Annotated in this window: 14 protein-coding genes and 7 pseudogenes; 13 read left to right on the forward strand and 8 right to left on the reverse strand. The window is 53.5% G+C overall.

The annotated features are described in order from the left end of the window. The first annotated feature begins 154 nt into the window (after positions 1-154). The 9 genes and pseudogenes from ftsA (at position 155) to IPN95_05375 (ending at position 11,363) form a co-directional block, all read left to right on the forward strand. Entirely contained in the window at positions 155-1,495 is a 1,341-nt protein-coding gene (gene ftsA, locus IPN95_05335; GenBank protein MBK9448832.1) for a cell division protein FtsA, read from the forward strand. A 101-nt stretch (positions 1,496-1,596) separates the two neighbouring features. Next, positions 1,597-3,069 (forward strand): cell division protein FtsZ, encoded by a 1,473-nt coding sequence (gene ftsZ / locus IPN95_05340; protein MBK9448833.1) that lies wholly within the window; start codon positions 1,597-1,599, stop codon positions 3,067-3,069. 486 nt (positions 3,070-3,555) lie between these two features. Next, the gene (locus IPN95_05345) at positions 3,556-4,536 is read left to right on the forward strand and encodes a DNA cytosine methyltransferase (protein MBK9448834.1); all 981 of its coding nucleotides are present in this window, start codon (positions 3,556-3,558) and stop codon (positions 4,534-4,536) included. Beyond that, positions 4,490-5,121: pseudogene (locus IPN95_05350) on the forward strand (HNH endonuclease). The gene IPN95_05345 and the pseudogene IPN95_05350 overlap by 47 nt, the downstream one beginning before the upstream one ends. Before the next feature lie 85 nt (positions 5,122-5,206). Then, entirely contained in the window at positions 5,207-5,755 is a 549-nt protein-coding gene (locus tag IPN95_05355; protein MBK9448835.1) for a Crp/Fnr family transcriptional regulator, read from the forward strand. Between the two features lie 128 nt (positions 5,756-5,883). Beyond that, a complete protein-coding gene (locus IPN95_05360; GenBank protein ID MBK9448836.1) occupies positions 5,884-6,339 on the forward strand; it encodes an SRPBCC family protein in 456 nt (151 codons plus the stop codon). Positions 6,340-7,907: 1,568 nt separating this feature from the next. Next, a pseudogene (locus IPN95_05365) lies at positions 7,908-9,425 on the forward strand (HYR domain-containing protein). A gap of 144 nt (positions 9,426-9,569) precedes the next feature. After that, a pseudogene (locus IPN95_05370) lies at positions 9,570-9,917 on the forward strand (HYR domain-containing protein). 126 nt (positions 9,918-10,043) lie between these two features. Continuing rightward, positions 10,044-11,363, forward strand: coding sequence for a T9SS type A sorting domain-containing protein (locus IPN95_05375; GenBank protein ID MBK9448837.1), 1,320 nt, complete (start codon positions 10,044-10,046; stop codon positions 11,361-11,363). A 907-nt stretch (positions 11,364-12,270) separates the two neighbouring features. Here the strand turns inward: IPN95_05375 and IPN95_05380 are convergent. After that, a pseudogene (locus IPN95_05380) lies at positions 12,271-12,462 on the reverse strand (hypothetical protein). 61 nt (positions 12,463-12,523) lie between these two features. On the opposite strand from IPN95_05380, the pseudogene IPN95_05385 reads away from it, so the two are divergent. From IPN95_05385 to IPN95_05400, 4 genes and pseudogenes are all read left to right on the forward strand, one after another. Beyond that, positions 12,524-13,432, forward strand: a pseudogene (locus IPN95_05385) (hypothetical protein). 1,494 nt (positions 13,433-14,926) lie between these two features. Next, positions 14,927-15,289, forward strand: a pseudogene (locus IPN95_05390) (HYR domain-containing protein). A 129-nt stretch (positions 15,290-15,418) separates the two neighbouring features. Beyond that, a pseudogene (locus IPN95_05395) lies at positions 15,419-15,781 on the forward strand (HYR domain-containing protein). A gap of 930 nt (positions 15,782-16,711) precedes the next feature. Next, complete coding sequence (locus IPN95_05400; GenBank protein MBK9448838.1) at positions 16,712-16,981, forward strand: T9SS type A sorting domain-containing protein; 270 nt, start codon at positions 16,712-16,714, stop codon at positions 16,979-16,981. Between the two features lie 148 nt (positions 16,982-17,129). Here the strand turns inward: IPN95_05400 and trxA are convergent, their stop codons facing one another. The 7 genes from trxA to IPN95_05435 form a co-directional block, all read right to left on the reverse strand. Beyond that, positions 17,130-17,432, reverse strand: a complete 303-nt coding sequence (gene trxA, locus IPN95_05405; GenBank protein MBK9448839.1) for a thioredoxin — start codon at positions 17,430-17,432, stop codon at positions 17,130-17,132. Between the two features lies 1 nt (position 17,433). Continuing rightward, on the reverse strand, positions 17,434-17,697 hold the full coding sequence (locus IPN95_05410) for a hypothetical protein (protein ID MBK9448840.1): 264 nt from the start codon (positions 17,695-17,697) through the stop codon (positions 17,434-17,436). A 23-nt stretch (positions 17,698-17,720) separates the two neighbouring features. After that, entirely contained in the window at positions 17,721-17,990 is a 270-nt protein-coding gene (locus tag IPN95_05415; protein MBK9448841.1) for a rhodanese-like domain-containing protein, read from the reverse strand. Between the two features lie 23 nt (positions 17,991-18,013). Further along, on the reverse strand, positions 18,014-18,199 hold the full coding sequence (locus IPN95_05420) for a hypothetical protein (protein ID MBK9448842.1): 186 nt from the start codon (positions 18,197-18,199) through the stop codon (positions 18,014-18,016). A gap of 266 nt (positions 18,200-18,465) precedes the next feature. Then, the gene (locus IPN95_05425; protein MBK9448843.1) at positions 18,466-20,379 is read right to left on the reverse strand and encodes an OmpA family protein; all 1,914 of its coding nucleotides are present in this window, start codon (positions 20,377-20,379) and stop codon (positions 18,466-18,468) included. 46 nt (positions 20,380-20,425) lie between these two features. Next, positions 20,426-21,358 (reverse strand): type IX secretion system membrane protein PorP/SprF, encoded by a 933-nt coding sequence (locus IPN95_05430; GenBank protein MBK9448844.1) that lies wholly within the window; start codon positions 21,356-21,358, stop codon positions 20,426-20,428. 23 nt (positions 21,359-21,381) lie between these two features. Beyond that, positions 21,382-25,233 (reverse strand): gliding motility-associated C-terminal domain-containing protein, encoded by a 3,852-nt coding sequence (locus tag IPN95_05435; protein ID MBK9448845.1) that lies wholly within the window; start codon positions 25,231-25,233, stop codon positions 21,382-21,384. Positions 25,234-25,329 lie beyond the last annotated feature (96 nt).

The raw sequence follows: 25,329 nt of genomic DNA on the forward strand, positions 1-25,329 counted from the left end.
GAGAATGGAGAATGGCTGGCAGTTGAGAGTTGAAAGTGGAGAGTTGAGAGTTGGCATTTTTGGAACTCTCCACTTTCAACTCTCACTCTCCACCTCAGCGGCGAAGGTGAACGAAGCATAGAATTGAATTGAATTAAGTTACTATATAAAAGAAATGAGCACAGAAAAGATCGTAGTCGGGCTCGACATTGGCACCACAAAGGTTTGTGCCATTGTGGGCAAGAAAAATGAATTTGGCAAGATCAACATCTTGGGCTTTGGCAAGGCGGAGTCTGATGGTGTGAGCCGCGGCGTGGTGGTGAACATCGACAAGACCGTCGAGGCGATCCGCAAGGCTGTGGCCGAGGCCGAAAAACAAAGCGGCGTGGACATCAACGTGGTGTACGTCGGCATCGCCGGCGAACACATCCGTTCGATGCAGCACAAAGGCATCATCACCCTGAGCAATCCAGACATGGAAATCAGTGCGATGGATGTCAAGCGTCTCCACGACGATATGTTCAAGATTGCCACCCCTCCCGGCATGGAAATCTTGCATGTATTGCCACAGGAATACACCGTAGACAACCAAGTGGGCATCAAAGACCCCGTGGGCATGAGCGGCGTGCGCCTCGAAGGCAATTTCCACGTGGTAACCGGACAGACAACGGCTGCCAACAACATCTACAAATGCGTGCGCAAGGCAGGCTTGGAAGCCCGTGAGCTCATTTTGGAGCCATTGGCATCGAGCGCGGCTGTGCTTACCGACGAAGAACGCGAGGCAGGCGTGTGCCTCGTGGACATCGGCGGTGGTACGACCGACTTGGCCATCTTTGAAGACAACATCATCCGCCACACGGCTGTGATTCCCTTTGGCGGCAATATTGTCACCGAAGACATCAAGCAGGGTTGCTCGGTGATGCGTCGCCAAGCCGAACTCCTCAAACTGCGTTTCGGCAGCGCCCTCGCCACCGAAATGAAAGACGACGAAATCATCACCATCACCGGTTTGCAAGGTCGTCCACCCAAGGAAATTCGCCGTCGCACACTCAGCAACATCATCCAAAGCCGGATGGAGGAAATTGTGGAGTTTGTGGCTGCTGAAATCAAACACAGCGGATACGAGAAGAAATTGGTAGGCGGCATTGTGGTCACGGGCGGTGGCTCCATGTTGGCACATACCAAGCAACTCATCGAATTCGTGACGGGCATTGACACCCGCATCGGCATGCCGGGCGAGCACCTTGCCAGCGGATTGGTCGACGAAGTGAACAGCCCGATGTATGCCACGAGCACCGGTTTGGTCATCGAAGGCCTGCACTCCGGCGAAGTTCCTGCCCGCGAGCACGAACACCGTCAGCCTGCCGTTGAAGAGCGTCCATCCGCCAAAAAGGAAAAAACGCCTCCAACCACTCCCCCACGCACCCCGAGCGAGCGCCCCAATGTGAGCTTCATCGGCCGTGTCAAAGACTGGTTTGAAAACACCATGACCAACACAGGGGACTTTATTGAATAGTGAGCAGTTAGAAGTTAGCGGTTAGCAGTATCCATTCTGCCACTGCTAACTGCTCATTGCTAACTGCTAACTCAAATTAAGACTATTAAAAAAAGAGAGATATGTCATCCATTGAATTTCAAATGCCCAAGAATCGCAACTCGATCATCAAGGTGATCGGCGTGGGCGGTGGGGGCGGCAATGCGGTCAACAATATGTTCCGCAAAGGCATCAAAGGCGTGGACTTCATCGTGTGCAATACCGATGTACAAGCCCTCGACATGAGCCCCGTTCCAAATAAGATTCGCCTCGGAGCCAATCAAACAGAAGGACTTGGCGCGGGTGCCAATCCAGAACTCGGTCGCCTTTCCGCCATCGAGAGCCTGGAGCAAATCCGCGAAGTCCTGAAAACGAATACCAAAATGGTCTTTGTCACTGCCGGTATGGGTGGTGGCACGGGCACGGGTGCAGCGCCTGTGATCGCAGGCCTCGCAAAGGAAATGGGCATTTTGACGGTTGCGATCGTCACGACCCCGTTCCGATTCGAAGGCAAAAAGCGCATGGGTCAAGCCTACGCCGGCATCAAAGCCCTTGAGGCTGCCGTCGATACCATTGTGACCATCAACAACGACAACCTCACAGAGGTTTTCGGGAAGAATGTCACGATGAAACAGGCATTCGAAGAAGCTGATACCGTGCTTTGTGACGCCGCCAAAGGCATCGCCGAGATCATCACCAACGAAGGCTACATCAACGTGGACTTTGCCGACGTGAACACGATCATGAAAGACGGCGGCACGGCCCTTATGGGTACTGCAACCTACTCCGGCGAAGACCGGGCCATTCGCGCAGCCGAAGACGCCATTTCTTCCCCGATGCTTGACAACGTCAACATCCATGGTTCACGCGGTATCCTCGTCAACATCACGGCTGCAGCCGAAAGCCTGCGCCTCGATGAGACCACGACCATCGTCGAATACATCCAAGAAGCCGCAGGCGACAATGCCGACATCATCTTCGGTACGGTGTACGACGACAACATGGGCGACCTGTTGAGCGTCACGGTCATCGCAACCGGATTTGACAATGAGAAGCGCAGCTTTACTGGTGCCAACCAAGGTCAACCCAATAAGCAAGTGCTCGACATCAATGCCCCGGTGCAGCCGAAGCCCCAACCCAAGCCTGAGGAGCGCAAGCCCGTCAACAACTTGGAAGACTTCAGCATCACGAGCAGTCCGGCATTCACCTTCGAATTGGAAAACACGAAGCCGCCGGTCACCCCGGTGACACCGGTGCAAGCCAATTTGTTTGAAGAACGCCTGCCGCCGGTTCACCGCGAGGAACCACCGAGGTCGTTGAAAGAAACCGAGTTGGAAGAACGTATGCGCAAGTTGCGCAGCACCGACTACAACTACCACAACCCTGAGTCACTCAAGGGAATGGAAGACATGCCCGCCTACCTTCGCAAAAGCGTGAACCTCCAAGAGGAGCAGCGCGGCGAACCAAAGCTCAGCAAGCTGAGCTTGGAAGACGTGGACGAAACCCGTTTCACCCTCAGCGACAACAACACGTACTTGCACGACAACGTCGACTGAGAGCAGAATTGTCTGAATCAGAATTCTCCAAATTTTCAGAATTTCCGGAATCGAACTTCTATTCTGGACCATTCTGATCATTCTGGAAATTCTGAGAATTCTGTGAATTCTGATCCGATTTTAGCAGCTCTTTTTTAATAGTAATCTTAATTCAGCGAGACACCACTCCCACCGCCTGGGGGTGGTTGTCTTTTTTGGGGCAGAATTTGCAGATCAGCGAAGCTAATTTACAGAATCGGGGTTGGTGTTGGTGCTGAATTGGTGGTAAGAAGCATCCAAATCAGAAACGAATTCTGCAATGAATAGCGTATCCCAGATCGCTCTTATATTGAAAAACACTCCCGGGATGCCAACTTATTTAGCAGCATGAAATCAATTTTGCGAATTTTATCCACATCAAGTATTGATCTTCTGGAGATTGTAGGATTTTTTCACTTATTTTACACCAAAGGCAGGTATTTGGTCGAAAATGAGGGAATGGGTCATATGAAATACACGTCAATTGAAATATGTGCTGGAGCTGGCGGGCAAGCCTTGGGACTAGAGCATGCAGGATTTTCACATTTAGCACTTGTAGAAATAGAATCGTTGGCTTGCAGAACTTTGCTCGAAAACCGTCCTGAATGGAATGTACTCCAAGGGGACGTAAGGAAGTTTTCTTCAAAACGCTACCACGGGTCTGTGGACTTGTTTGCTGGTGGTGTTCCTTGTCCTCCATTTTCGATTGCAGGTAAGCAGCTCGGCAGTAACGATGAGCGGGATCTTTTTCCGGAGGCCTTAAGATTAATCGAAGAATGTGATCCTAAAGCCATTCTATTGGAGAATGTTCGTGGAATTCTAGACTCGAAGTTTCTTGCGTACCGGAGTGAAATATTGAACACTCTTACTTCTCTTGGCTACAAGGGGGATTGGAAACTTGTGAATGCTTCAGACTTCGGGGTATCCCAATTGCGGCCTAGGGCTATTCTGGTTGCAATGAAAACCGAATACTTTGAATATTTTGGGTGGCCAAAACGTAATCAGGTGGTCCCAAAATCGATTGGAGATTTGTTATTTGAAGAGATGAGTTCCTCAGGGTGGGAAAAGGCAACAGAGTGGAAGCTGCAGGCCGATGGAATTGCCCCAACTATTGTCGGAGGATCAAAGAAACATGGTGGGGCAGATTTAGGTCCTACGCGAGCGAGAAAGGCTTGGGCTAATTTGGGTATTGATGGGAAAGGTCTTGCCAATTTAGCGCCACAGCCAGGTGATCATGGAATGCCAAGGCTAACATTGGCAATGGCAGCATTGGTGCAAGGATTTCCAAAGGAGTGGAAGTTTGTAGGAAAAAAGACGCCTGCCTATCGCCAAGTCGGAAATGCTTTTCCTCCACCAGTTGCACAGGCAATCGGAGAGTCTATCATTCGTGCATTAAGGTCATATGAAAATGAAAGCAAAAAGAATCGGATCAAGGGCAAAGTTGCGTAGCTTTTTTTTAGAGAATTGCGGTAAAACGGTCAATCAGGAGACTCTTCGACAGGTAGCAGGAACTAGTGAATGGGCACGGCGTGTGAGAGAATTACGCAATGAAGAAGGAATGAACATCGTTACACACAACGACAGGAGCGATCTCAAGCCTGGCGAATATTGTTTGATGGACTTGAAGATAAAACCGTCATTTGAGCGAGGAGTTTCCAAAGAAACTAGAGCTTTCGTTCTAGACAGAAACGGATTTACATGTCAAATGTGTGGGGCTGCAGCTGGGGAGCCACATCCTTATGACGCCGGAAGGAAGACAAGACTTCATTTGGGACACATCGTTGATAAATCCATGGGTGGTGGCGATGATGCCTCCAATTTGAGAGCAATTTGTTCGGTTGTAATGAAGGTGCCTCCAACTTCACGCTCAATCGCCCGGATGCCATAAAGCTTCTTGCACAATTAAGGAGAGCACCAAGTAAAGATCAGCTGGATACATTGACTTGGCTCATCGGTAAATTTCGAGGCAAGCAAAAGAAATTATTGAAAATCAAACGTAACCTGTCAGGAGATTTCGGCTCTCAGTATCTTTAGAAACGCCTTCTCGCTTAGGATACCCCAACCTTTGTCTGCTTGAAACCTTCTCCCATGCCCCCACCTCACAGAACTCCAGAAATACATCCAAGCGCACTTTGGTGTGACGCAGGAGGATCTTGCGGCGATTTCGGGCTTTTTTCAGCCGGTGAGTTTGAAAAAAGGGGATCATTTCCTGCGTTCTGGGCAGCGCTCGGACCGATTGGGATTCTTGCAGGCGGGAATTTTGCGTGAGTATTTGAATCTCGGTGATCGGGAAGTGACCAAATGGATATCTACGAAAGGGTATTTTGTGGTCGATTTGGCAAGTTTTCTCTTTGATCGGCCGGCAAGGATGAATTTGCAGGCCTTGACAGACTGTGAGATCTCGGTGATCTCCCTCCAAGACTATCGAAAAATCAGCCAAGTCGTCCCCAAGTGGCCCGAACTCGAAAAATTGTTCATTGCCAAATGCTTTACCACCCTTGAGGATCGGATTGTGAGCCACCTTTCCATGACCGCTGAGGAACGGTATCAGCAACTTTTCCAGTTTAACAAAGAGCTCTTCAACACCGTCCCCCTGCAATACCTCGCCTCCATGCTGGGCATGACTCCCGAGACGCTCAGCCGATTGCGGAAAAAATCCGCTGGGTAGGCTAAGCCGACGAATTTTGCTGTTCTCAACCAACCACACTTCTTGATTTATGTCAAGTGGAAGGCCTCAATTCGCCTTGAACTTTGTTCCATCAAAATGCAACAGCGTTCAAAAAACACGAATTGAAAATGAAAAACATCAACGTACTCGCACCAGTAAAATGCAGCAAATCCATTCGTATTCAAGCAAATCCAGGAGAGGTTTGGATGACATTGACCGATATCGCTCAATGGGCGACATGGCAAACAGACATCAGCAAGGTCAAGCTCCAAGGACCGTTGGAAGTCGGAACAGCATTTGTCTGGAAAACCGGGGGTGCAAAGATTCATTCCACGTTGCACACGGTCCAACCGCATTGTGCATTTGGCTGGACAGGCAAAGCCTTGGGTACATTTGCAATCCATAACTGGACGTTGACTGAAAACGGCAATGAAACGGAAGTCACCGTTACCGAAAGTATGGAAGGCTGGCTCGTGACGTTGTTGCGGAGGATGTTTCAGAAAAATCTAGAAGCTGGAATGGCAAAATGGCTCCGATTTCTCCAAGCGGAGTCGGAAGCAAGGGCAGGAAGAAGAACAACCTGAAACAGTTTGTCCGAAAAAAGTCCGCATTCATCGGTTGCAAGAGGAATTTCCATCGAACCGAATCCTGAATTTTGTGAAAACAGGTTGGAATTCTCATCCATTCTTGCATTTTTTACGACAGGGCTGGGAAAAGCAACGTTGCAGGTCGGCAAAGGCTGGAAATCGCTTTCACCTCCCGGAATATGGATTTAATGGGTCGTTGAGTTTACAATCAGTTAGGTATGAATAGGTTTACCCGCATTTGCCTTGTCTCTGCAATGCTGTTTTTGGTGATCTGCCAAGGGAAAGTGGCAGCCCAAACCACAACTTTCAATTATTCTGGCGGCGTTCAGACGTACACCGTTCCACTTGGTGTCACGACCTTGATCGTGGATGTCTACGGTGGCCAAGGGCGTCTCAATACTTCGGGGCAGGGTTCTGGCGGCTTGGGCGGCCGGGTTTCCGCAACCATTTCCGTGGTCGGAGGCGAAGTGCTTCAAGTCAACGTGGGCGGTGGTGGCAGTTCTGGAACGGGCGGCGGTTTTAACGGCGGCGGCAATGCTGGCGTTGCAGACTGCGGTTCGGCTGCTGGTGGTGGCGGAGGCGGTATGAGTAGCATCATGCGTTCGCCTTATACATTTAATGGTACGAACGCTCTGATCGTCGCTGGCGGCGGCGGCGGTGCCGGCGGCACACGTATTGTTGGTTGCGGTCCTGGTGGCGGCGGCGGCGGCGGCGGCGGCTGGTTTGGCGGCGGCGGCGGCGGATCCTACAATGGAACCGGCGGCGGCGGTGGTACAGCTGGTGGCGGTGGTGCAGGCGGCGCCTTCGGGTTTGCCGGGGGCAATAATGGCGGGGCTGGCTCGGCTGGCACAGGCGGTGCTGGCGGTGCAGTGGTTGCCAATAATCAATTTGGAACGAACGTCGGAATTGCCGGTGGCAATGGGGGCGGTATCAACGGAGCCGGCGGCGGTTCCGCTACTGGCAACTGGGAAGGCGGCGGCGGCGGCGGCGGCAGCAACTATGCTTTCGCAGGTGCTTCGGGCGTTGCCCATTCACAAGGCGTACGCGCAGGAAACGGTGTGATCATCATCACCGTTGGCAACTGTGCGCAGCCTTCAAGCCTGACTGCAACCCCTTCTACCGTCTGCGTAGGAACCTCCGTGAACCTGAATGCCACCTCAGCCGGCAACACCATCACATGGTATACGGTTCCCTCTGGCGGTGCACCACTCGGATCGACAGCTAGCGGAGCCAATTTCACCGTAACACCCTCTTCGACAACGACCTACTATGCCGAGGCATCGGGAGGCTGCGCTACCTCCTCGCGTACCTCCGTAACCGTATCCGTAACACAAAACCCAACTGCTGCAAACGCTGGAGCCAATCAAGTGCTTTGCGCATCATCCACCACATTGGCAGCCAATGCCCCTGCAATTGGTTCAGGTTCTTGGAGCATCGTCTCGGGTGCAGGCGGAAGCTTGGGAAATGCGTCAAGCCCGACTTCAAGCTTTTCTGGAGTACAGGGTGTAACCTATACGCTGCGGTGGACGACGTCCAATCCACCATGCGCATCCACATCCGATGACATGACGGTCACCTTCACACCGACAACGACCCCGGCCAACGCCGGTCCCAACCAAACGTTGTGTGGTACATCGACCAATCTGGCAGCCAACGTCCCGATCCATGGGACTGGCAGTTGGTCGATCATTGCTGGTGCAGGTGGATCAATTGGAAATGCTGCAAGCGAAACTTCATCCTTTTCTGGAAGTGCAAATACCACTTATACCCTGCGTTGGACCATTGCCAATGCGCCATGTCCTTCGACGACTGATGATGTATTGATCACCTTGGTGGGTCCACCCACCACAGCCAATGCTGGTCCTGACCAAGTATTGTGCGCGACCTCTACGACATTGGCAGCGAATTCGCCCGGTGTTGGAACTGGGTCTTGGAGCATTGTGTCGGGTGCAGGTGGCACCATTGGAACACCTTCGAGTGCTACTTCCAGCTTCTCCGGAAGCCAAGGAGTGTTGTATGTCTTGCGCTGGACCACTTCCAATCCACCCTGCGCGGTTTCATCAGATGATGTCCAAATCTATTTCACGCCCAGCACAACGCCTGCCAATGCAGGTCCAAACCAAACGCTCTGCGGAACTTTGACAACATTGGCGGCAAATCAGCCTACCAATGGATCCGGCTCGTGGTCGATCATTTCGGGCGCTGGAGGCACCGTGAGCAACCCAACCAGTGAAACTTCACCCTTCACTGGAAATCAAAATACGACTTATACCCTGCGATGGACGATTGCCAATTCGCCATGTCCATCAACGATTGACGATGTTGTGATCACCTTAACAGGGGCACCCACAATTGCGAACGCTGGTCCAGATCAAATTGTTTGTGGGTCCACCACAAGCTTGGCAGGAAATACACCTTCGTCAGGTGCAGGTACTTGGACAATTGTAACTGGAACAGGCGGTTCGATCACCACGCCGGGCAGTGCTTCTTCAGGATTTTCTGGTGTATCGGGCAACACATACACCCTGCGTTGGACGGTTGCGAATCCACCCTGCACAGAGACTGCTGATGATGTTGTGATTACTTTTACGGCACCTTCGACAATGGCCAATGCCGGCCCCAACCAGATGCTTTGCGCCACGACCACCACCCTTGCCGCCAACGCGCCAAGTGTCGGAACGGGATCTTGGAGCATCGTATCGGGAACTGGCGGCACCATCGTAAACCCGTCCAGCCCGACTTCGACGTTTAACTTGACGGCTGGTGTCACGTACAACCTTCGTTGGACGATTACCAATCCTCCATGCGCCGTTTCCACGGATGATGTATTGATCTTCACCGACAACTTGGTCCCGACCATCAGTTGCCCCGCTAACATCAATGCGAGTGGCAATGTTGGACAATGCTCAGGTACAGTCAATTACACAGCTCCAGTCGGCACAGACAACTGCGCAGGCCCAACGACGGCCCAAACGGCTGGGTTGGCGAGTGGAGCGTTGTTTCCATCGGGAACGACCACAAATACCTTTACGACTACGGATGCCTTTGGGAACTCGGCAAGCTGTTCATTTACTGTCACGATTGCCGACAACCAAATTCCGACCATTACTTGCCCTTCCAACATTGTCACAACGGTGAATCCCGGGCTTTGCAATGCCACGGTCACATTCGCTACACCTGTCGGCGCCGACAATTGTGCAGGCGCAACGACCACACAAACCTCAGGATTGAACAGCGGCTCAGCCTTCCCGAGAGGAAACGTCTTGAATACCTTCCGTGTCACCGATGCTGCAGGAAACACAGCAACCTGCTCATTTACGGTCACCGTGAATGACAACGAGGCCCCTGTGATTGTTTGTCCATCCAATTTGACGGCCACCGCAACCTTGGGAAGCTGCAATGCCATCGTCACCTACACAACGCCAACCGGCACAGACAATTGCACTGGCTCAACGACGGTAAGGATCACCGGACAAAGCAGCGGCACCTCCTTCCCCATTGGCGTGACCAGCAACGTCTTCCGTGTCACCGATGGCGCTGGCAATTCGACGACATGCAGCTTCACGGTAACGGTCAATGACGGTGAGGCTCCTACAGTCACATGTCCTGCCAACATTTCTGTGCCCAACAGTCCAGGCATGTGCGCAGCAAACGTAAGTTATGCAACCCCGGTCGGTGTCGACAATTGTTCGGCGACCACGATGAGTTTGCTTACCGGTTTGCCCAGCGGCGGTGCATTCCCTGTCGGAACCACGACCAATACCTTTGCTGCAACCGATGTATCGTCCAATTCCACGACGTGCAGCTTCACGATCACGGTCTCCGACAATGAAGGCCCCACGGCGATTTGCCAAAACATCACGTTGCAATTGGATAGTACAGGTACCGCGACCGTTACGACAACGGCCGTTGACAACAACTCCGTTGACAACTGTACTTCCCTTTCTGCATCCGTGACTCCTACGACATTCAATTGCGGCAACCTCGGACCAAACACGGTCGTCCTGAGCCTGTCTGACTTGAATGGAAACTCCAGTTCATGCTCCTCCGTCGTCACGGTTGTTTCCTCGGCGGTATCCGTTGCGATTGTGGCTGACACCACTTCTTGTGGATACAACGTCTCCTGCTTCGCAGGAAGCGATGGTGTCGCAACTGCAAGTGGCCTGGGTGGATGCCCCGGTTATACCTACGCTTGGAGCAACGGCCAAAATAGTGCTTCGGCAACGGGATTGGGCGCAGGAACGCATACCGTGACGGTAACGGACATCAACGGTGCTTCGATTGTCAGCACCATCGTACTCACCACTCCTCCACCCTTTGCAGTCACAACGACCTCGACCAACAGCTGCGAAGGGTCGGGAACCGGCACCATTACCGCAATTGCATCAGGCGGCAATGATTGTGTGAGTCCGACATACCAATGGAGCAATGGTGGAACAACTGCAACGCAAACTGGGCTTACCCCGGGTATCTACAACTTGACAGTAACAGATGCTGGCGGATGCACGGTTTCAAGATCCATTTCGATTGCTACTTTGCCGACACCTGTGCCAAGCTTCACGCAGTCGGGCAACACCCTGACGTCGACGCAGACATGGACATCTTACCAATGGCTACTCGGAGGAAATGCAATTTCGGGAGCGACCAGCAGCAGCTTTACTGCCGCGCAATCCGGAAGTTATTCCTTGTCAGTCACAGACAGCAATGGCTGTACAGGGTTGTCTAGCGCAGACACCCTGACATTTGTAGGAATTGCCGATCCGACGGGACAATGGACCGGACTCACGGTCTATCCCAACCCTACGCGTGACGAATTCAAATTGCGTACGGAGATGCCAATTGGTCATGCCCTCGCAGTGACCCTTCGTGACTTGTATGGCAGGGAACTTTTCACACGAAATCTCACCCATTTGGCTTTTGAAGAATCATTTGACATCAAGAACTTGGCGGCAAGCACCTACTTGGTCGAGGTGACTTCCAAAAAGGGACAACGCAAAGTGTTCCGATTGGTCGTGGAGTAAAAGGAGCTGTGCTCAAGGGAAAATGGCGGCAATCTCATGATTGCCGCCATTTTTCATTTTCTCCAGAATGCCGGATTCTCAATACTGCTTCAAGGCCTCCACACGACAAATCATGGATAATAACAGCTTGCACCGTCACGAACTTGCCCCACCCCACGGTGATCCATTATTGTGGTTCAGGTGCTTCCATCTGGCTCTGGAATCTGTTGCCTAGGAATTTCGCTTTGCCTTAGAAGAAATTCAAAATGAATATGCTATCTTACGGAAGGAAACTAAGAGAGCATTAGAGATTCATCTATTCTAGAATTATGAGGAATTATCACCTGAGGAAAGCCTATGCCAAACGGACATTGGCGCGCTATTGCAGTCGCGCCATATTTGTTTGGGCCCTACTACTGTCTGTCGTTGCATTGAAGGGCCAAACGACATTCAATTTCACCGGCACTGTGCAGAGTTACACGGTTCCTGTCGGAGCGACTTCCGTCACGATTGATGCGCGCGGCGCACAAGGCGGTGGCAGTTTCGGTGGTGCTGGCGGATTGGGGGCACGTATGACGGGCACATTTGCAACAACCCCTGGCGAAGTTCTATCGGTGGTGGTGGGTCAACAAGGTCTGCTGCAAGTCGGCGGTCAAGTCCAGAATAGTTCTGGTGGCGGTGGCGGAACCTTTGTCTTCCGTGCCGGTCCTTCGCTCTTGGTAGCGGCTGGCGGCGGCGGCGGAAAATGCAATTACACGAGTTCAGCTCCATTACACCCCGCAGCAGCTGGCCAAATCGGCACTGCTGGGGGCGCAAGTTCTGACGGAAATCCTGGCGGCGTTGGCGGAGCTGGCGGACCTGCCGGCCTATGGTCAAGCGTACCCTGTGCTGGCGGCGGAACTGGCTGGAATTCCAATGGCGGTGGCCCTTACGGCGGCCTCGGATACAATACTTGGACAGGTGGTCCTGGCTTTTGCGGCGGTGGCGGCGGCGGCTGTGGCGGCGTAGGAGGATATGGCGGCGGCGGCGGTGGCGGCAACCACTACGGTGGCGGCGGCGGCGGCGGCGGATATTCCGGCGGCGGCGGCGGTACCGACCCTACCCACGGCGGCGGTGGTGGATCCTATAACAGTGGAACCTCACAGGCCAATACAGCGGGATTTCAACCTGGAAATGGTCAAGTGATCATCACGCCGATTATCACAGCAAGTCCATGCGCTACGCCCACGGGCGTTTTGGCCAGTCCATCAACCATTTGTACCGGATCTACTGCGAATCTCAATGCAACCTCGACGGGCAACTCCATCAGTTGGTACACCGTCCCCTCGGGTGGTGCACCCATCGGCACAAGTTTGAGCGGTGCCAACTTTGGTGTTACGCCTGGTTCGACGACCACTTACTATGCTGAAGCCAACGGCATTAGTGTCGGTCCCGGAAGCCAAACATTCAATTTCACGGGCGGTGCCCAGACGTTTACGGTTCCCACAGGAGTGAATTCTGTGACAATTGTCGCAAGAGGTGCACGCGGAGGCACATGTACAAATGACAGCACAAGTTGTGGACTGATCGGCGGCTTGGGCGGATCTGCAACAGGAAATCTTGCGGTTGTACCCGGACAAGTACTTACAGTCTACGTCGGCGGACGCGGTTTGCCCGGCTCCGCGGGCGGCTTCAATGGTGGCGGCGCAGGTTGCTCCAATACATCGACTTGTTCATCAGGTGGCGGCGCCTCTGACGTGAGAGCTGGCGGAACAGGTTTGGCCAATAGGGTCATCGTAGGCGCCGGAGGCGGCGGAACGGAATATTCTGCGTGCAATGGTACCGGTGGCATCGGCGGCGGCCTTACAGGCGGAACTGGAAGCGAAAGCGGCGTAAATCCTCGTAATGGTGGAGGAGCGTCTCAAGTTGGTGGCGGTGCCGGCGGCGTCGGAGGCTACAATGGCGGTACAGGTACACTTGGCCAAGGTGGAATTGCAGGCAATCACCCTGCAGGTCACGCTGGCGGCGGTGGCGGCGGCTACTACGGTGGCGGAGGATCGGCGGAGGATGGTCACGCTGGCGGCGGATCTTCTTACATCGGAGGCGTTACAGCCGGCTCCACGACGGCTGGTGTACAGTCTGGCAATGGTCAGGTGGTGATCAGTTGGACGGGGGTTTCTTGCACCACATCTCCACGTACTGCCGTGACGGTCAACGTCACACAAAACCCTACAGCGTCTAATGCTGGACCGAATCAAACGCTTTGCGGTACCTCCACGACATTGGCCGCAAACTCGCCCGCAAGTGGCACAGGATCTTGGTCGATCATCTCCGGTGCAGGTGGCTCCATTGCCACCCCTGGAAGCGCATCCTCGGGATTTTCGGGTTTAGCCAATACCACTTACACTTTGCGCTGGACGGTTGCCAATCCGCCTTGTGCTTCATCCACCGATGATGTACTCGTCACTTTTGTGGGTGCGCCGACTACGGCCAATGCTGGTCCTGACCAAGTGCTTTGCGCAACTTCCACAACCTTGGCCGCGAATGCACCGGCAGTCGGAACAGGGCTTTGGAGCATCGTCTCCGGCGCTGGCGGCAGCATTGGGACGCCAGGAAGTGCATCTTCAGGATTCTCGGGTACACCCGGTGTATTGTATGTGGTGCGATGGACGATCTCCAATCCACCCTGCGCAGCATCCACCGACGATGTGCAGATTTACTTCACTCCGGCAACCACAGTGTCCAATGCGGGTCCAAACCAAACCATTTGCGGAACCTCCGCTTTCCTGGCAGGAAACGCACCAAGCAACGGAACCGGTACTTGGTCGATCATTGCAGGATCAGGGGGAAATGTAACCAATCCGGCCAATGAGAACTCTCAATTTACTGGAAACGCGAATACCACTTATACCTTGCGTTGGACAATTGCCAATTCGCCCTGTCCAACATCCATCGACGATGTTGTGATTACGTTGACAGGTGCCCCAACGGTTGCCAACGCTGGTCCTGACCAAAATGTATGCGGTGTCTCCGCAACCTTGGCAGGTAACCCAGCAACGTCAGGATCTGGTACATGGACGATTGTCGCGGGCGTTGGAGGATCGATTGCTACACCTGGCAGCCCAACATCCGGGTTTTCTGGCATCCAAGGCAATACCTACACACTGCGCTGGACAATTGCCAATCCACCGTGCACGGAAACGGCCGATGACGTTTTGATCGTCTTGAATGGCGCATCAACCATCGCCAATGCCGGTCCGAATCAGATTCTCTGCGCCACCACGACCACCTTGGCAGCCAATACGCCGGCCTTGGGCAGTGGATTGTGGACCATCGTCTCAGGTGCCGGAGGCTCCATCGCCAATCCATCCAGCCCGACATCCCCATTCACTTTGACCGCTGGGGTTACCTACAACTTGCGTTGGACGGTCACCAATCCTCCGTGCAATCCTTCCTTTGATGATGTCCTGATTTTCACGGACAACTTGGCCCCAACGGTCAATTGCCCGGCCAATATGACCGCAACCGGAATTCCCGGTCAATGCGCAGGTATTGCCAATTACACTACGCCGGTAGGCACCGATAACTGCCCAAGTCCGACAACAGTGCAGACGGCTGGACTCGCAAGCGGTGCCTCATTCCCTGCGGGTATCACCACGAATACGTTTACCACAACGGACGTATTTGGCAACACTGCCAGCTGCTCGTTTACCGTCAACGTGGTCGACAATCAGTTCCCAACGATCAATTGTCCGTCCAACATTGTCACAACAGTGAATCCAGGCCTTTGCAATGCCACGGTCACATTCCCGACCCCTACGGGTATCGACAACTGTGGTGGTGCGACGACCACACAAATCGCTGGACTCGGTAGTGGAGCATCGTTCCCGAGAGGAAACGTCCTCAACACGTTCAGAGTGACGGATGGAGCAGGAAACGCTTCAACCTGCTCATTCACCGTTACCGTCAATGACAATGAGGCCCCTGTGATCAATTGTCCCGCCAATATCACTGCCAATGCAGTGCTCGGCACCTGCAATGCAACTGTCACTTATACCGTGCCGACTGGCACCGACAACTGTACAGGTGCCACGACGCTGCGCATCTCAGGTCAAAACAGCGGCACCGTATTCCCGATTGGTGTGACCAACAACATTTTCAGAGTCACAGACGGCAGTGGCAATTCGACGACGTGCAGCTTTACAGTTACCGTGAATGACAGCGAAGCACCGACTGCCACCTGCCCAGCCAACATTGCAGTGCCCAACAGCCCCGGAATGTGTGCCGCAAACGTGAGTTTCACTGCGCCAACCGGGATTGACAATTGCTCTGCAACGACGACGAGTTTGGTATCCGGATTGCCAAGTGGCGGTGCATTCCCTGTTGGAACGACGACCAATATCTTCGCAGTTTCCGACGTCTCCTCCAACTCTACGACCTGTAGCTTCACCGTGACCGTCTCGGACAATGAAGGGCCGACGGCGATTTGTCAGAACATTATCCTGCCACTCGACAGCACGGGGACGGCTACGGTGACCACTGCGGCAGTTGACAACAATTCGGTTGACAATTGTACCTCGCTGAATTATGCGGTAACGCCGACGACCTTCAACTGCGGGAACTTGGGTGCAAACACCGTCGTGCTGACATTGTCAGACCAAAACGGCAATTCAAGCACCTGTTCGGCAGTGGTGACCGTCACTTCGTCGCCGGTTGCCGTAGCGATCCTTGCAGATACAACTTCTTGCGGATTCAACGTTTCCTGCTTTGCAGGGAGTGATGGCGTTGCAACAGCAAGCGGTGTGGGTGGTTGCCCCACTTACTCATACCTTTGGAGCAACGGGCAATCGGGTGCAACCGCGACCGGACTTGGCGCAGGTACGCATACCGTAACGGTCACAGACGTGAACGGCGGCACAATCGTGAGCACGATTACCCTGACGACGCCTCCCCCTTTCAACGTCACGACAGCATCCACCAATAGCTGCGAAGGTTCTGGAACGGGTACGATTACCGCAGTTGCAACGGGTGGCAACGATTGCCAAAGCCCAACCTATCAATGGAGCAACGGCGCGACAACAGCATCCGTTGCCGGTCTTACCCCTGGCATTTACAACCTTACAGTGACCGATGCCGGCGGATGCACGGTTTCCAGGTCCATCACGATCGCTACGTTGCCAACGCCTTTGCCGACCTTCAGCCAATCTGGCAACACGCTCACATCTACGCAGACGTGGTCGAGTTATCAATGGTTGTTGGGTGGAAACGCCATTCCTGGAGCAACCAATAGCAGCTTTACGGTGGCGCAATCGGGAACCTATGCTTTGTCAGTGACCGACACCAACGGATGCGCGGGAACTTCAAATGCCGATACCCTGGTGTTTGTGGGAATGGCAGATCCAACCGGTCAATGGACGGGTTTGAGCATCTATCCGAATCCGACCCGCGATGAGTTCAAATTGCGTACGGAAATGCCGATTGGCCATGCGCTGACGGTCACTGTGCGCGACCTCTATGGTAGGGAACTCTTCGCAAGAACCCTTTCCCACTTGGCCCAAGAAGAGATTTTTGAAATCAGAAACTTGGCTGCGAGCACCTATTTGGTGGAAGTGACCTCCAAAAAGGGGCAACGCAAGGTGTTTCGCTTGGTGGTAGAGTAACGAATTCACGCGCTCAGTTTACTGAATAAGGAAACTGGTGAACGCTTTGGGTCAAGCACCCAAGGGGTTCACCAGTTTGATTTTGGGGTCAATCGCGCAAAAGGCACAGTATTGCCCCAACCAATGTCCGATTTGAAGCAGGGCTTATTTACTGCGGCAAAGCCTGAATCAAGGAAGCGAGTTTCGCAGTAGGTACTACACCCGATTCGCGCCAATGGACTTTCCCGCTTTGGAAGATCATCAGCGTAGGCACGCTTTGAATTTGATAGGCACTTGCCGCCTGCGGATTTTTGTCGACGTCGATTTTGATGATGCGCACCTGTTCGCCGAGCTGTGACTTGAGATCTTTGAGGATCGGGGCCATCATTTTGCAGGGACCGCACCATTCGGCTGAGAAGTCCACGAGGGTTGGAATGTCGCTTTTGATGATTTCTGAGAATGAATCTGCCATCTTATTTTGATTTAATTTCTTCGAATTCAATTTCAATCGTGCTGGGGTCTACGTCAACGGCCTGCTGCTTGTTGCTGCCAAAGTTGCCGGTTCCGCAACCGCCAGCCGCACAACCGAATGCAAACAAGCCCATTGAGGCAAAATAGGCGCCCAAAATCGCCCCCACCCATTGCTGCGCCATCGCCGCGGAGATGAGCAGGTAGGCTCCAACGCCTAGGAATACCAAGCGTTGAAGCGTCCACCCTGTCAAAATTCTTTCTTTCATCGTTGTTGTCTTTGCAGAATGGCTTAGGCGCTCAGGCGGTTGACATTCAGCCATGAACCACCATTGTAGCATTCGATGCCTTGGCTGGAAAGGTAACCTTGGGCCTGCCCACTCCTATTTCCGGATGCGCAGCAAAGAATCAAAGGTTGCTTGATTTGCTTGAGCTCGTCCATCCGCTGCATCAATTCTTGCAGGGGAATGTTGATCGAACCCGCAACATGGCCACCCATGAATTCGCCTGGCGTACGTACATCCACCACTGTTCCCTTTTTCTCTTTGATCAAGTTTTCCATTTTCTTCTTGTTTAATCTGCTCTTTAATTCTTGGTCCTGAAAATGTTCAAAAGCAATCCGCCCATCACCGCGCCATACAGCGTGCTGTTGACCGGGCTTGAGGTAATGGCGCAGCTTCCGCTCGCACAGCCCACGAAATGGTAATAGAGATACCCGCCGACAGCGCCGAGTGCGACACCGACAAGGATCAACCCATATCGTTTGAGGATGTTCCCCGCTGCTGCTACCCAATCTTGCTTCTGATTCATGGTACAAAGTACGGGAGCCTGCGTTTTAGGATGGGCTACTTGGGTTACATAACAAATGGGCGAGGGTCCTTTTGAATCGCTGAGCGGATTGTGAAGGTAAAAAGGCGATTGGCCAAGCAAAAATTCCAGCGGGAGAATGAACGCATCGGTATGGCTTTCGCAGAAAAAAAACTCCGTGAGCCAAAACCAATTGCCTCACGGAGTTGCATTTCCATTGGAAGGAATTCCTATTCTTCCACCGGTAAGACCTTCACGACCTTGAATTCGGTGCGGCGGTTTTCCTGATGTTCAGGTTCCTCGCATTTGACACCATCGATACAGGAGTTGACAGGCACCTTCTCACCGTAACCTTTGGCATAAATACGTTCCTTGGCGATGCCATGGGCGACGATGAAGTCCACCGCGCTTTGGGCACGTTTTTGTGAGAGCTTCGCGTTGTATTTATCACTGCCCCGGCAGTCAGTATGCGAACCCAACTCAACATAGATTCCGGGATTGTCCATCATGACCGAGATGAGATGGTTGAGATCAGGCTCAGCATCGGGGCGGATGTCCCATTTGTCGAAGTCATAATAAATGTTTTTGAGCACAATCGGCTTCCCGATTTCCAGGCTGTCCAATTGGAGCAAGACATAATATGTGCGAGAGCGGCGCTGACCAAAGGTGGAGAGCGTATCGCTCTTGCCGAACATGTTTTCGCGGGCAGCGTGAATGCTGTACCCCATCGACTGCTCGAGCGGGAAGGAAAAATGGCCGTTTCCGTCGGTTTTGACCGCAATGATGGCCTGTCCGGACTTGAAGCGCAATTCGACAAGGGCATCCCTGACCGGGCGCTGCCCTTTGACTGTGACGACATCTCCCTCCAATTGAAGGACGACGGGGACTGTGGCAAAGTAGAAAATATCGTCAATTCCTTCGATGCGGTTGCGGTTGCTGGAAAAATAGCCTGTCTTATTTTCTGCATCCGCAATATATCCAAAGTCATCGCGCGGCGAATTCAATGGATATTTCATATTCACGGGCTCTTGAACGGAGATGGGGGTATGTCCTCCGGACTCAGGTTGATTCATTGCCGCCTGCATCGAGAATCGGAATACATCCAATCCCCCAAGTCCAGGCCAACCGTCGGATGCGAAATACAGCACCTCGCCGTCTCCCATCCATGGAAACATTTCATTTCCAGCAGTATTGATCGATTTTCCAAGATTTTCGGGACTTCCCCATCCGGTTGCTGTCTTTCTTGCCTTCCAGATATCCGTGCCGCCAAAACCTCCTGGACGGTCGGAGACGAAATAGAGCTCCTGCTCATCCTTGCTCAATGCCGGGTGACCACAAGAAAAATCGTCGCTATTGAACGGCAACTCGGTGATATCCATCCACATTCCGCTCCTGTTTTCGGCTTGGAATAGCTTCAGGTTGTTGACATAATCATCGCTCTTGCCGCGCTTGCGCTTGACATAATTGCTTCGAGTGAAATAGACAATTTTTTGATCTTGCGTGAATACCACAGGGCCTTCATGGTACAAACCGTCAATTGTGCCATTCAATTGCTTCGGGGCGACGCGCACACTGTCGCCATCCAGCACTGCCTCATAAAGATCGGTGTAGGGATGGTGTGTCCATTCGGCAATTTTGGGCTTAGGATCGGAGGTACGTTCCGAAGTAAAAACAACGCCGTCCCCATACCACGCCGGGCTGTAATTGCTCACTTCGTTATTGAGAGGGCCCGCTACTTTGGACACCGCATAAAGAAAACTGTCCTGCTGAAACGCCGTGACACTATCGCAAGAGATGATGCGATGCGTTGCCAAATGGTCGTTGGGCGCAAGTTGAAGGTAGCGGCCAAAAGCCACCTTTGCATCATCATATTTTTTGACCTGCATCAAGGCAAGTCCCAAATTGTACAAATCTGAATGGGCATGCTGCGGATAGGAAACAGCCTTTTTCCACATAATTTCAGCCATCTTCTTGTCCCCGGTGCGCGTATAGCAATCTGCCAACCTTTGCGTTACGCCATAATCACTTTTCTTCTCCAAGACCTTCGAATAGGAGATAATGGCATCTTGGTAGTAGAGATTGGTGTAGTGAATGTCACCTTGCATCCGGCGGAGCATGGTACAACCGCTGAGGATTGCAACCAACGATATTGTTAAAAATAGTTTTGATTTCATTGTTTTGTCCTCCGGATTAGAAATAACGTGGTGATTTCATCTTCAGCACTTTGTAGCCAAAGTCGTACCCGAGCATAATCTCGTGGGACCCATTGGAATAGCGACTAATGTCGGTGAGTGTGTAGTCATAGGAATACCCCACCCGCAGACGTTTCGTGGCCTGGAATTCCAGCATGCCCACAAAGGAGTCGCCAGTGCGCCAGGATGCCCCGATCCAGAACATGTTGTTCAGCAACACGTTCATATTCAGGTCTGCCTGAATCGGTGCGCCATGTACATACCGCACCAGAACACTGGGTTTTAATGCCACGGAGGGGCTCAATTCGATGACATACCCGACATTGAGGTAATAATGCCTGCGCACATGCGGCAGGGTCGCAATGTTCTCCCCGATATGAAACATCTCCCTCGGATCATAGCTCAACAACTGCGGGACGGAAAGCCCAGCATAGAACTTGTTGGTATAAAAATAGGCCCCGACGCCGGCATTGGGAACGAGATTGCGGATGACTCCTTGGTTGAATACCTGATCGTCGGTATCCCAATAAATCAGTTCGTTCAATTTTGCCTTGTAATTCGAGACACCACCTTTGAGACCGAATGCGAGTTTTGCGTTTTCACCTAACGGGATATGGTAGGCATAATGACCGCTGATTTCAGTGCGGTTGGTCACCCCGATATGATCGTTGGAAACCGTAAGCCCTACGCCAGAAACCTTGTCACGCAACAAGCTGTGAAAGGTGAAAATCTGTGTAGAGGGGGCACCTTTCCAGCCGGTCCACTGACTGCGGTGCAGCAAGGTGGTGCTGAAATATTCCTTGCTGCCGGCATACGCCGGATTCAGCAGCAGGCCGTTGAACATGTACTGGCTCACAAGGGCGTCTTGCTGCGCAAACGCGCTGGCAAAGAGGGCAAATTGGAGCGTGAAAATGATGAATATGCGTTTCATAATAGTATTCTCCTTGTGAATGATTAGCGCCTCAAGTCTACGTATCCGTGCAATTCGATTTCGCCATCGTTGACCCTGAGGATCACGAAGTAGGTACCGTCGGGAACCCGGTCACCCGATCGTGTCTGCCCGTTCCATTCGTTGTGATAGGAATCCTTGGTGTAAATCAGGTTCCCCCAACGGTTGAAGACCGTGAAGACGTTGTCGGGATAATATTCAATGCCCTTGATCACGAAGAAATCGTTTCTGTCGTCGCCGTTGGGTGAATATGCAGTCGGCATTTCCAAAGGTATCGGCTCACAATCCACTGGTGCTCTCAGAGTTACCGTGACGGTATCAACGCCTTGGCAAGCCCCTTCGGTGATCGTCCATTGGAATTGATTGCTACCCGTGCCGATGCCAGTGACCGTACAAGTGGAATCGAATGGTTCGTTCAGCGTTCCGAAACCTGAAACATTGCTCCACAACCCCGTCTGTCCAGCAGCGAGTGCATTTCCATGCAGCACCACATCCAGTTCGCAGGTGGAGAAATCTGGGCCGGCATTGGCAATGATCGCTTGCGGTTCGGTGACCGTTCCGCTCAACGTGTCGGTGCAACTGTTGGCATCGACAACAATCACCGTATAGGTTCCGGCAAGAAGCCCCACGAGATCCTCAGTATTGGCCGCGTTAGACCAATTGTACTGATAAGGTGTCGAACCACCCAGAACGGTCAGGTCGATAGCCCCGTCCTGGAATCCGAAACAAGTCGCAGGAGTGACGGCCATGCTGAGCGAAATTGGGCTAATGACGTAGATGGTTTCAGTCAACGTGGTGGAACACCCATTCGCATCGGTGACGGTTACTGTGTAGGATCCTACGGTCAAGGAGGTCAAATCCTCCGTGATCTCACCGTTGGACCATAGGTAGGTATAAGGTGGTACGCTTCCCGATACCGTGAGGTCGATCGAACCGGTAGCACCGCCAGCACAGGAGGTCGGCGAGACAACGGTATTGGTGACCCATGGTTGCGGCTCCGTGAGGCTGATCGTGTCTGCCATCGTACAGGCATTCGCATCCGTCACAAGAACCAGGTAAGTGCCCGCTGCGACATTGACGAGGTCTTCATTGAAGCTCAAGTTGGACCAAGCATAAACATATCCCGGGGTACCACCGCTCACGGTAAGGTCCACGGCCCCGTCGGATGCGCCGTAGCAACTGATATTAAAGCCTCCGCCATAGACTGTTGGCACCAAGACCAAGGTAATGGGCTCCGGCTCAGTCAACAATATTGAATCCACAAGGAGACAGCCGTTTGCATCCGTGATCGTGACGATGTACGTACCTGCTGCCACTAACTGAATGTCCTGATTCGTGCTTCCGTTTGACCATGCATAGGAATATGTTCCCGATCCTCCATTGACCTCCAAGTTCACAAATCCGTCGGATAGCCCGTTGCAGCTGATGTTCCATCCGCCATTGAAGACAAATGGGGTCATTGTTGAATTCAGGGTATCCGGAGCAATGAGCAATACAGAATCGATTGCAGCGCAGCCATTGGCATCGGTCACGGTGACCATTTGCCAGCCAGCGGCAAGTCCAGAAGGATCTTCCACTACATCACCGCTCGACCAAAGGTAGGTGTAAGGTGCACAGCCACCGGATGGGGTCAAATCGATACTTCCATCATTCGCCCCATTGCAGGAGAGGTTAAATCCACCTGCAAAAACCGTGGGTACCAAAACCGTTGTCACCGTTGTCGGTTCGGTGAGCGTGAAGCTGTTGGTCGAAGTACAGCCGTTGGCATCCGTCACGGTGACACCGTAGGTGCCTGCCCCCAAGCCACTTGGATCCTCGGTGGTGGCACCGTTGGACCAGAGATAAGCGTAAGGTGCGCAGCCGCCGGTCACACTCAGGTTGATGCTGCCATTCGTCGCGCCGTTGCAGGTCACGTTGTAACCGCAGCTGAATGTCGCTGGAATGCCGGATGTAGCCAGCAATGCAGGTTCGGTGAGCGTGAAGCTATTCGTCGAAGTACAGCCATTTGCATCCGTCACGGTGACACCGTAGGTGCCTGCACCCAAGCTGCTCGGATCCTCGGTGGTGGCACCGTTGGACCAGAGATAAGCGTAAGGTGCGCAGCCGCCGGTCACACTCAGGTTGATGCTGCCGTTGGTGGCACCATTGCAGGTGACATTGTAACCGCAGCTGAAGGTCGCTGGAATGCCGGATGTAGCCAGCAATGCAGGTTCGGTGAGCGTGAAGCTGTTGGTTGTCGTGCAACCGTTCGCGTCGGTGACCGTCACTCCATAAGTGCCTGCTCCCAAGGCCGAAACGTCCTCGGTGGTCGCACCCGTGCTCCAGAGGAAGGCGTAAGGTGCGCAGCCGCCCGTGGCTGTAAAGTTGATGCTGCCGTTGGTGGCACCGTTGCAGGTCACATTGTAACCGCAGCTGAAGGTGGCAGGGACGCCGCTGCTGGCCAGAATCACCGGCTCAGTCAACGTGAAGCTGTTGGTTGTCGTGCAACCGTTCGCGTCGGTGACCGTCACGCCGTAAGTGCCTGCTCCCAAGGCCGAAACGTCCTCGGTCGTCGCACCCGTGCTCCAGAGGAAGGCATAAGGTGCGCAGCCGCCCGTGGCTGTGAAGTTGATGCTGCCGTTGGTGGCACCGTTGCAGGTCACATTGTAACCGCAGCTGAAGGTGGCAGGGACACCGCTGCTGGCCAGAATCACCGGCTCAGTCAACGTGAAGCTGTTGGTTGTCGTGCAGCCGTTCGCGTCGGTGACCGTCACGCCGTAAGTGCCTGCTCCCAAGGCCGAAACGTCCTCGGTCGTCGCACCCGTGCTCCAAATGAAGGCATAAGGTGCGCAGCCGCCCGTGGCTGTGAAGTTGATGCTGCCGTTGGTGGCACCGTTGCAAGTGACATTGTAACCGCAGCTGAAGGTGGCAGGGACACCGCTGCTGGCCAGAATCACCGGCTCAGTCAACGTGAAGCTGTTGGTTGTCGTGCAACCGTTGGCGTCGGTGACCGTCACGCCGTAAGTGCCTGCTCCCAAGGCCGAAACGTCCTCGGTCGTCGCACCCGTGCTCCAAATGAAGGCATAAGGTGCGCAGCCGCCCGTGGCTGTGAAGTTGATGCTGCCGTTGGTGGCACCGTTGCAGGTGACATTGTAACCGCAGCTGAAGGTGGCAGGGACACCGCTGCTGGCCAGGATCACCGGCTCAGTCAACGTGAAGCTGTTGGTCGTCGTGCAACCGTTCGCGTCGGTGACCGTCACGCCGTAAGTGCCTGCTCCCAAGGCCGAAACGTCCTCGGTGGTCGCACCCGTGCTCCAAATGAACGCATAAGGTGCGCAGCCTCCCGTGGCTGTGAAGTTGATGCTGCCGTTGGTGGCACCGTTGCAAGTGACATTGTAACCGCAGCTGAAGGTGGCAGGGACACCGCTGCTGGCCAGGATCACCGGCTCAGTCAACGTGAAGCTGTTGGTTGTCGTGCAACCGTTCGCATCCGTCACCGTCACGCCGTAAGTACCTGCTCCCAAGGCCGAAACGTCCTCGGTCGTTGCACCCGTGCTCCAGAGGAAGGCATAAGGCGCGCAGCCGCCCGTGGCTGTGAAGTTGATGCTGCCGTTGGTGGCACCGTTGCAAGACACGTTGAAACCGCAGCTGAAGGTTGCAGGGACACCGCTGCTGGCCAGGATCACCGGCTCAGTCAACGTGAAGCTGTTGGTGGTCGTGCAACCGTTCGCGTCGGTCACCGTCACGCCGTAAGTGCCTGCACCCAGGGCCGAAACGTCCTCGGTCGTCGCACCCGTGCTCCAGAGGAAGGCATAAGGCGCGCAGCCGCCCGTGGCTGTGAAGTTGATGCTGCCGTTGGTGGCACCGTTGCAGGTCACGTTGAAACCGCAGCTGAAAGTTGCAGGAATGCCGCTGCTGGCAAGAACCGCCGCTGTGTCAGCGAAGCTGTTGGTGGTCGTGATCCGTTGGCTGGT

The sequence above is a fragment of the Bacteroidota bacterium genome, from assembly GCA_016718825.1.
Classification (GTDB): domain Bacteria; phylum Bacteroidota; class Bacteroidia; order J057; family JADKCL01; genus JADKCL01.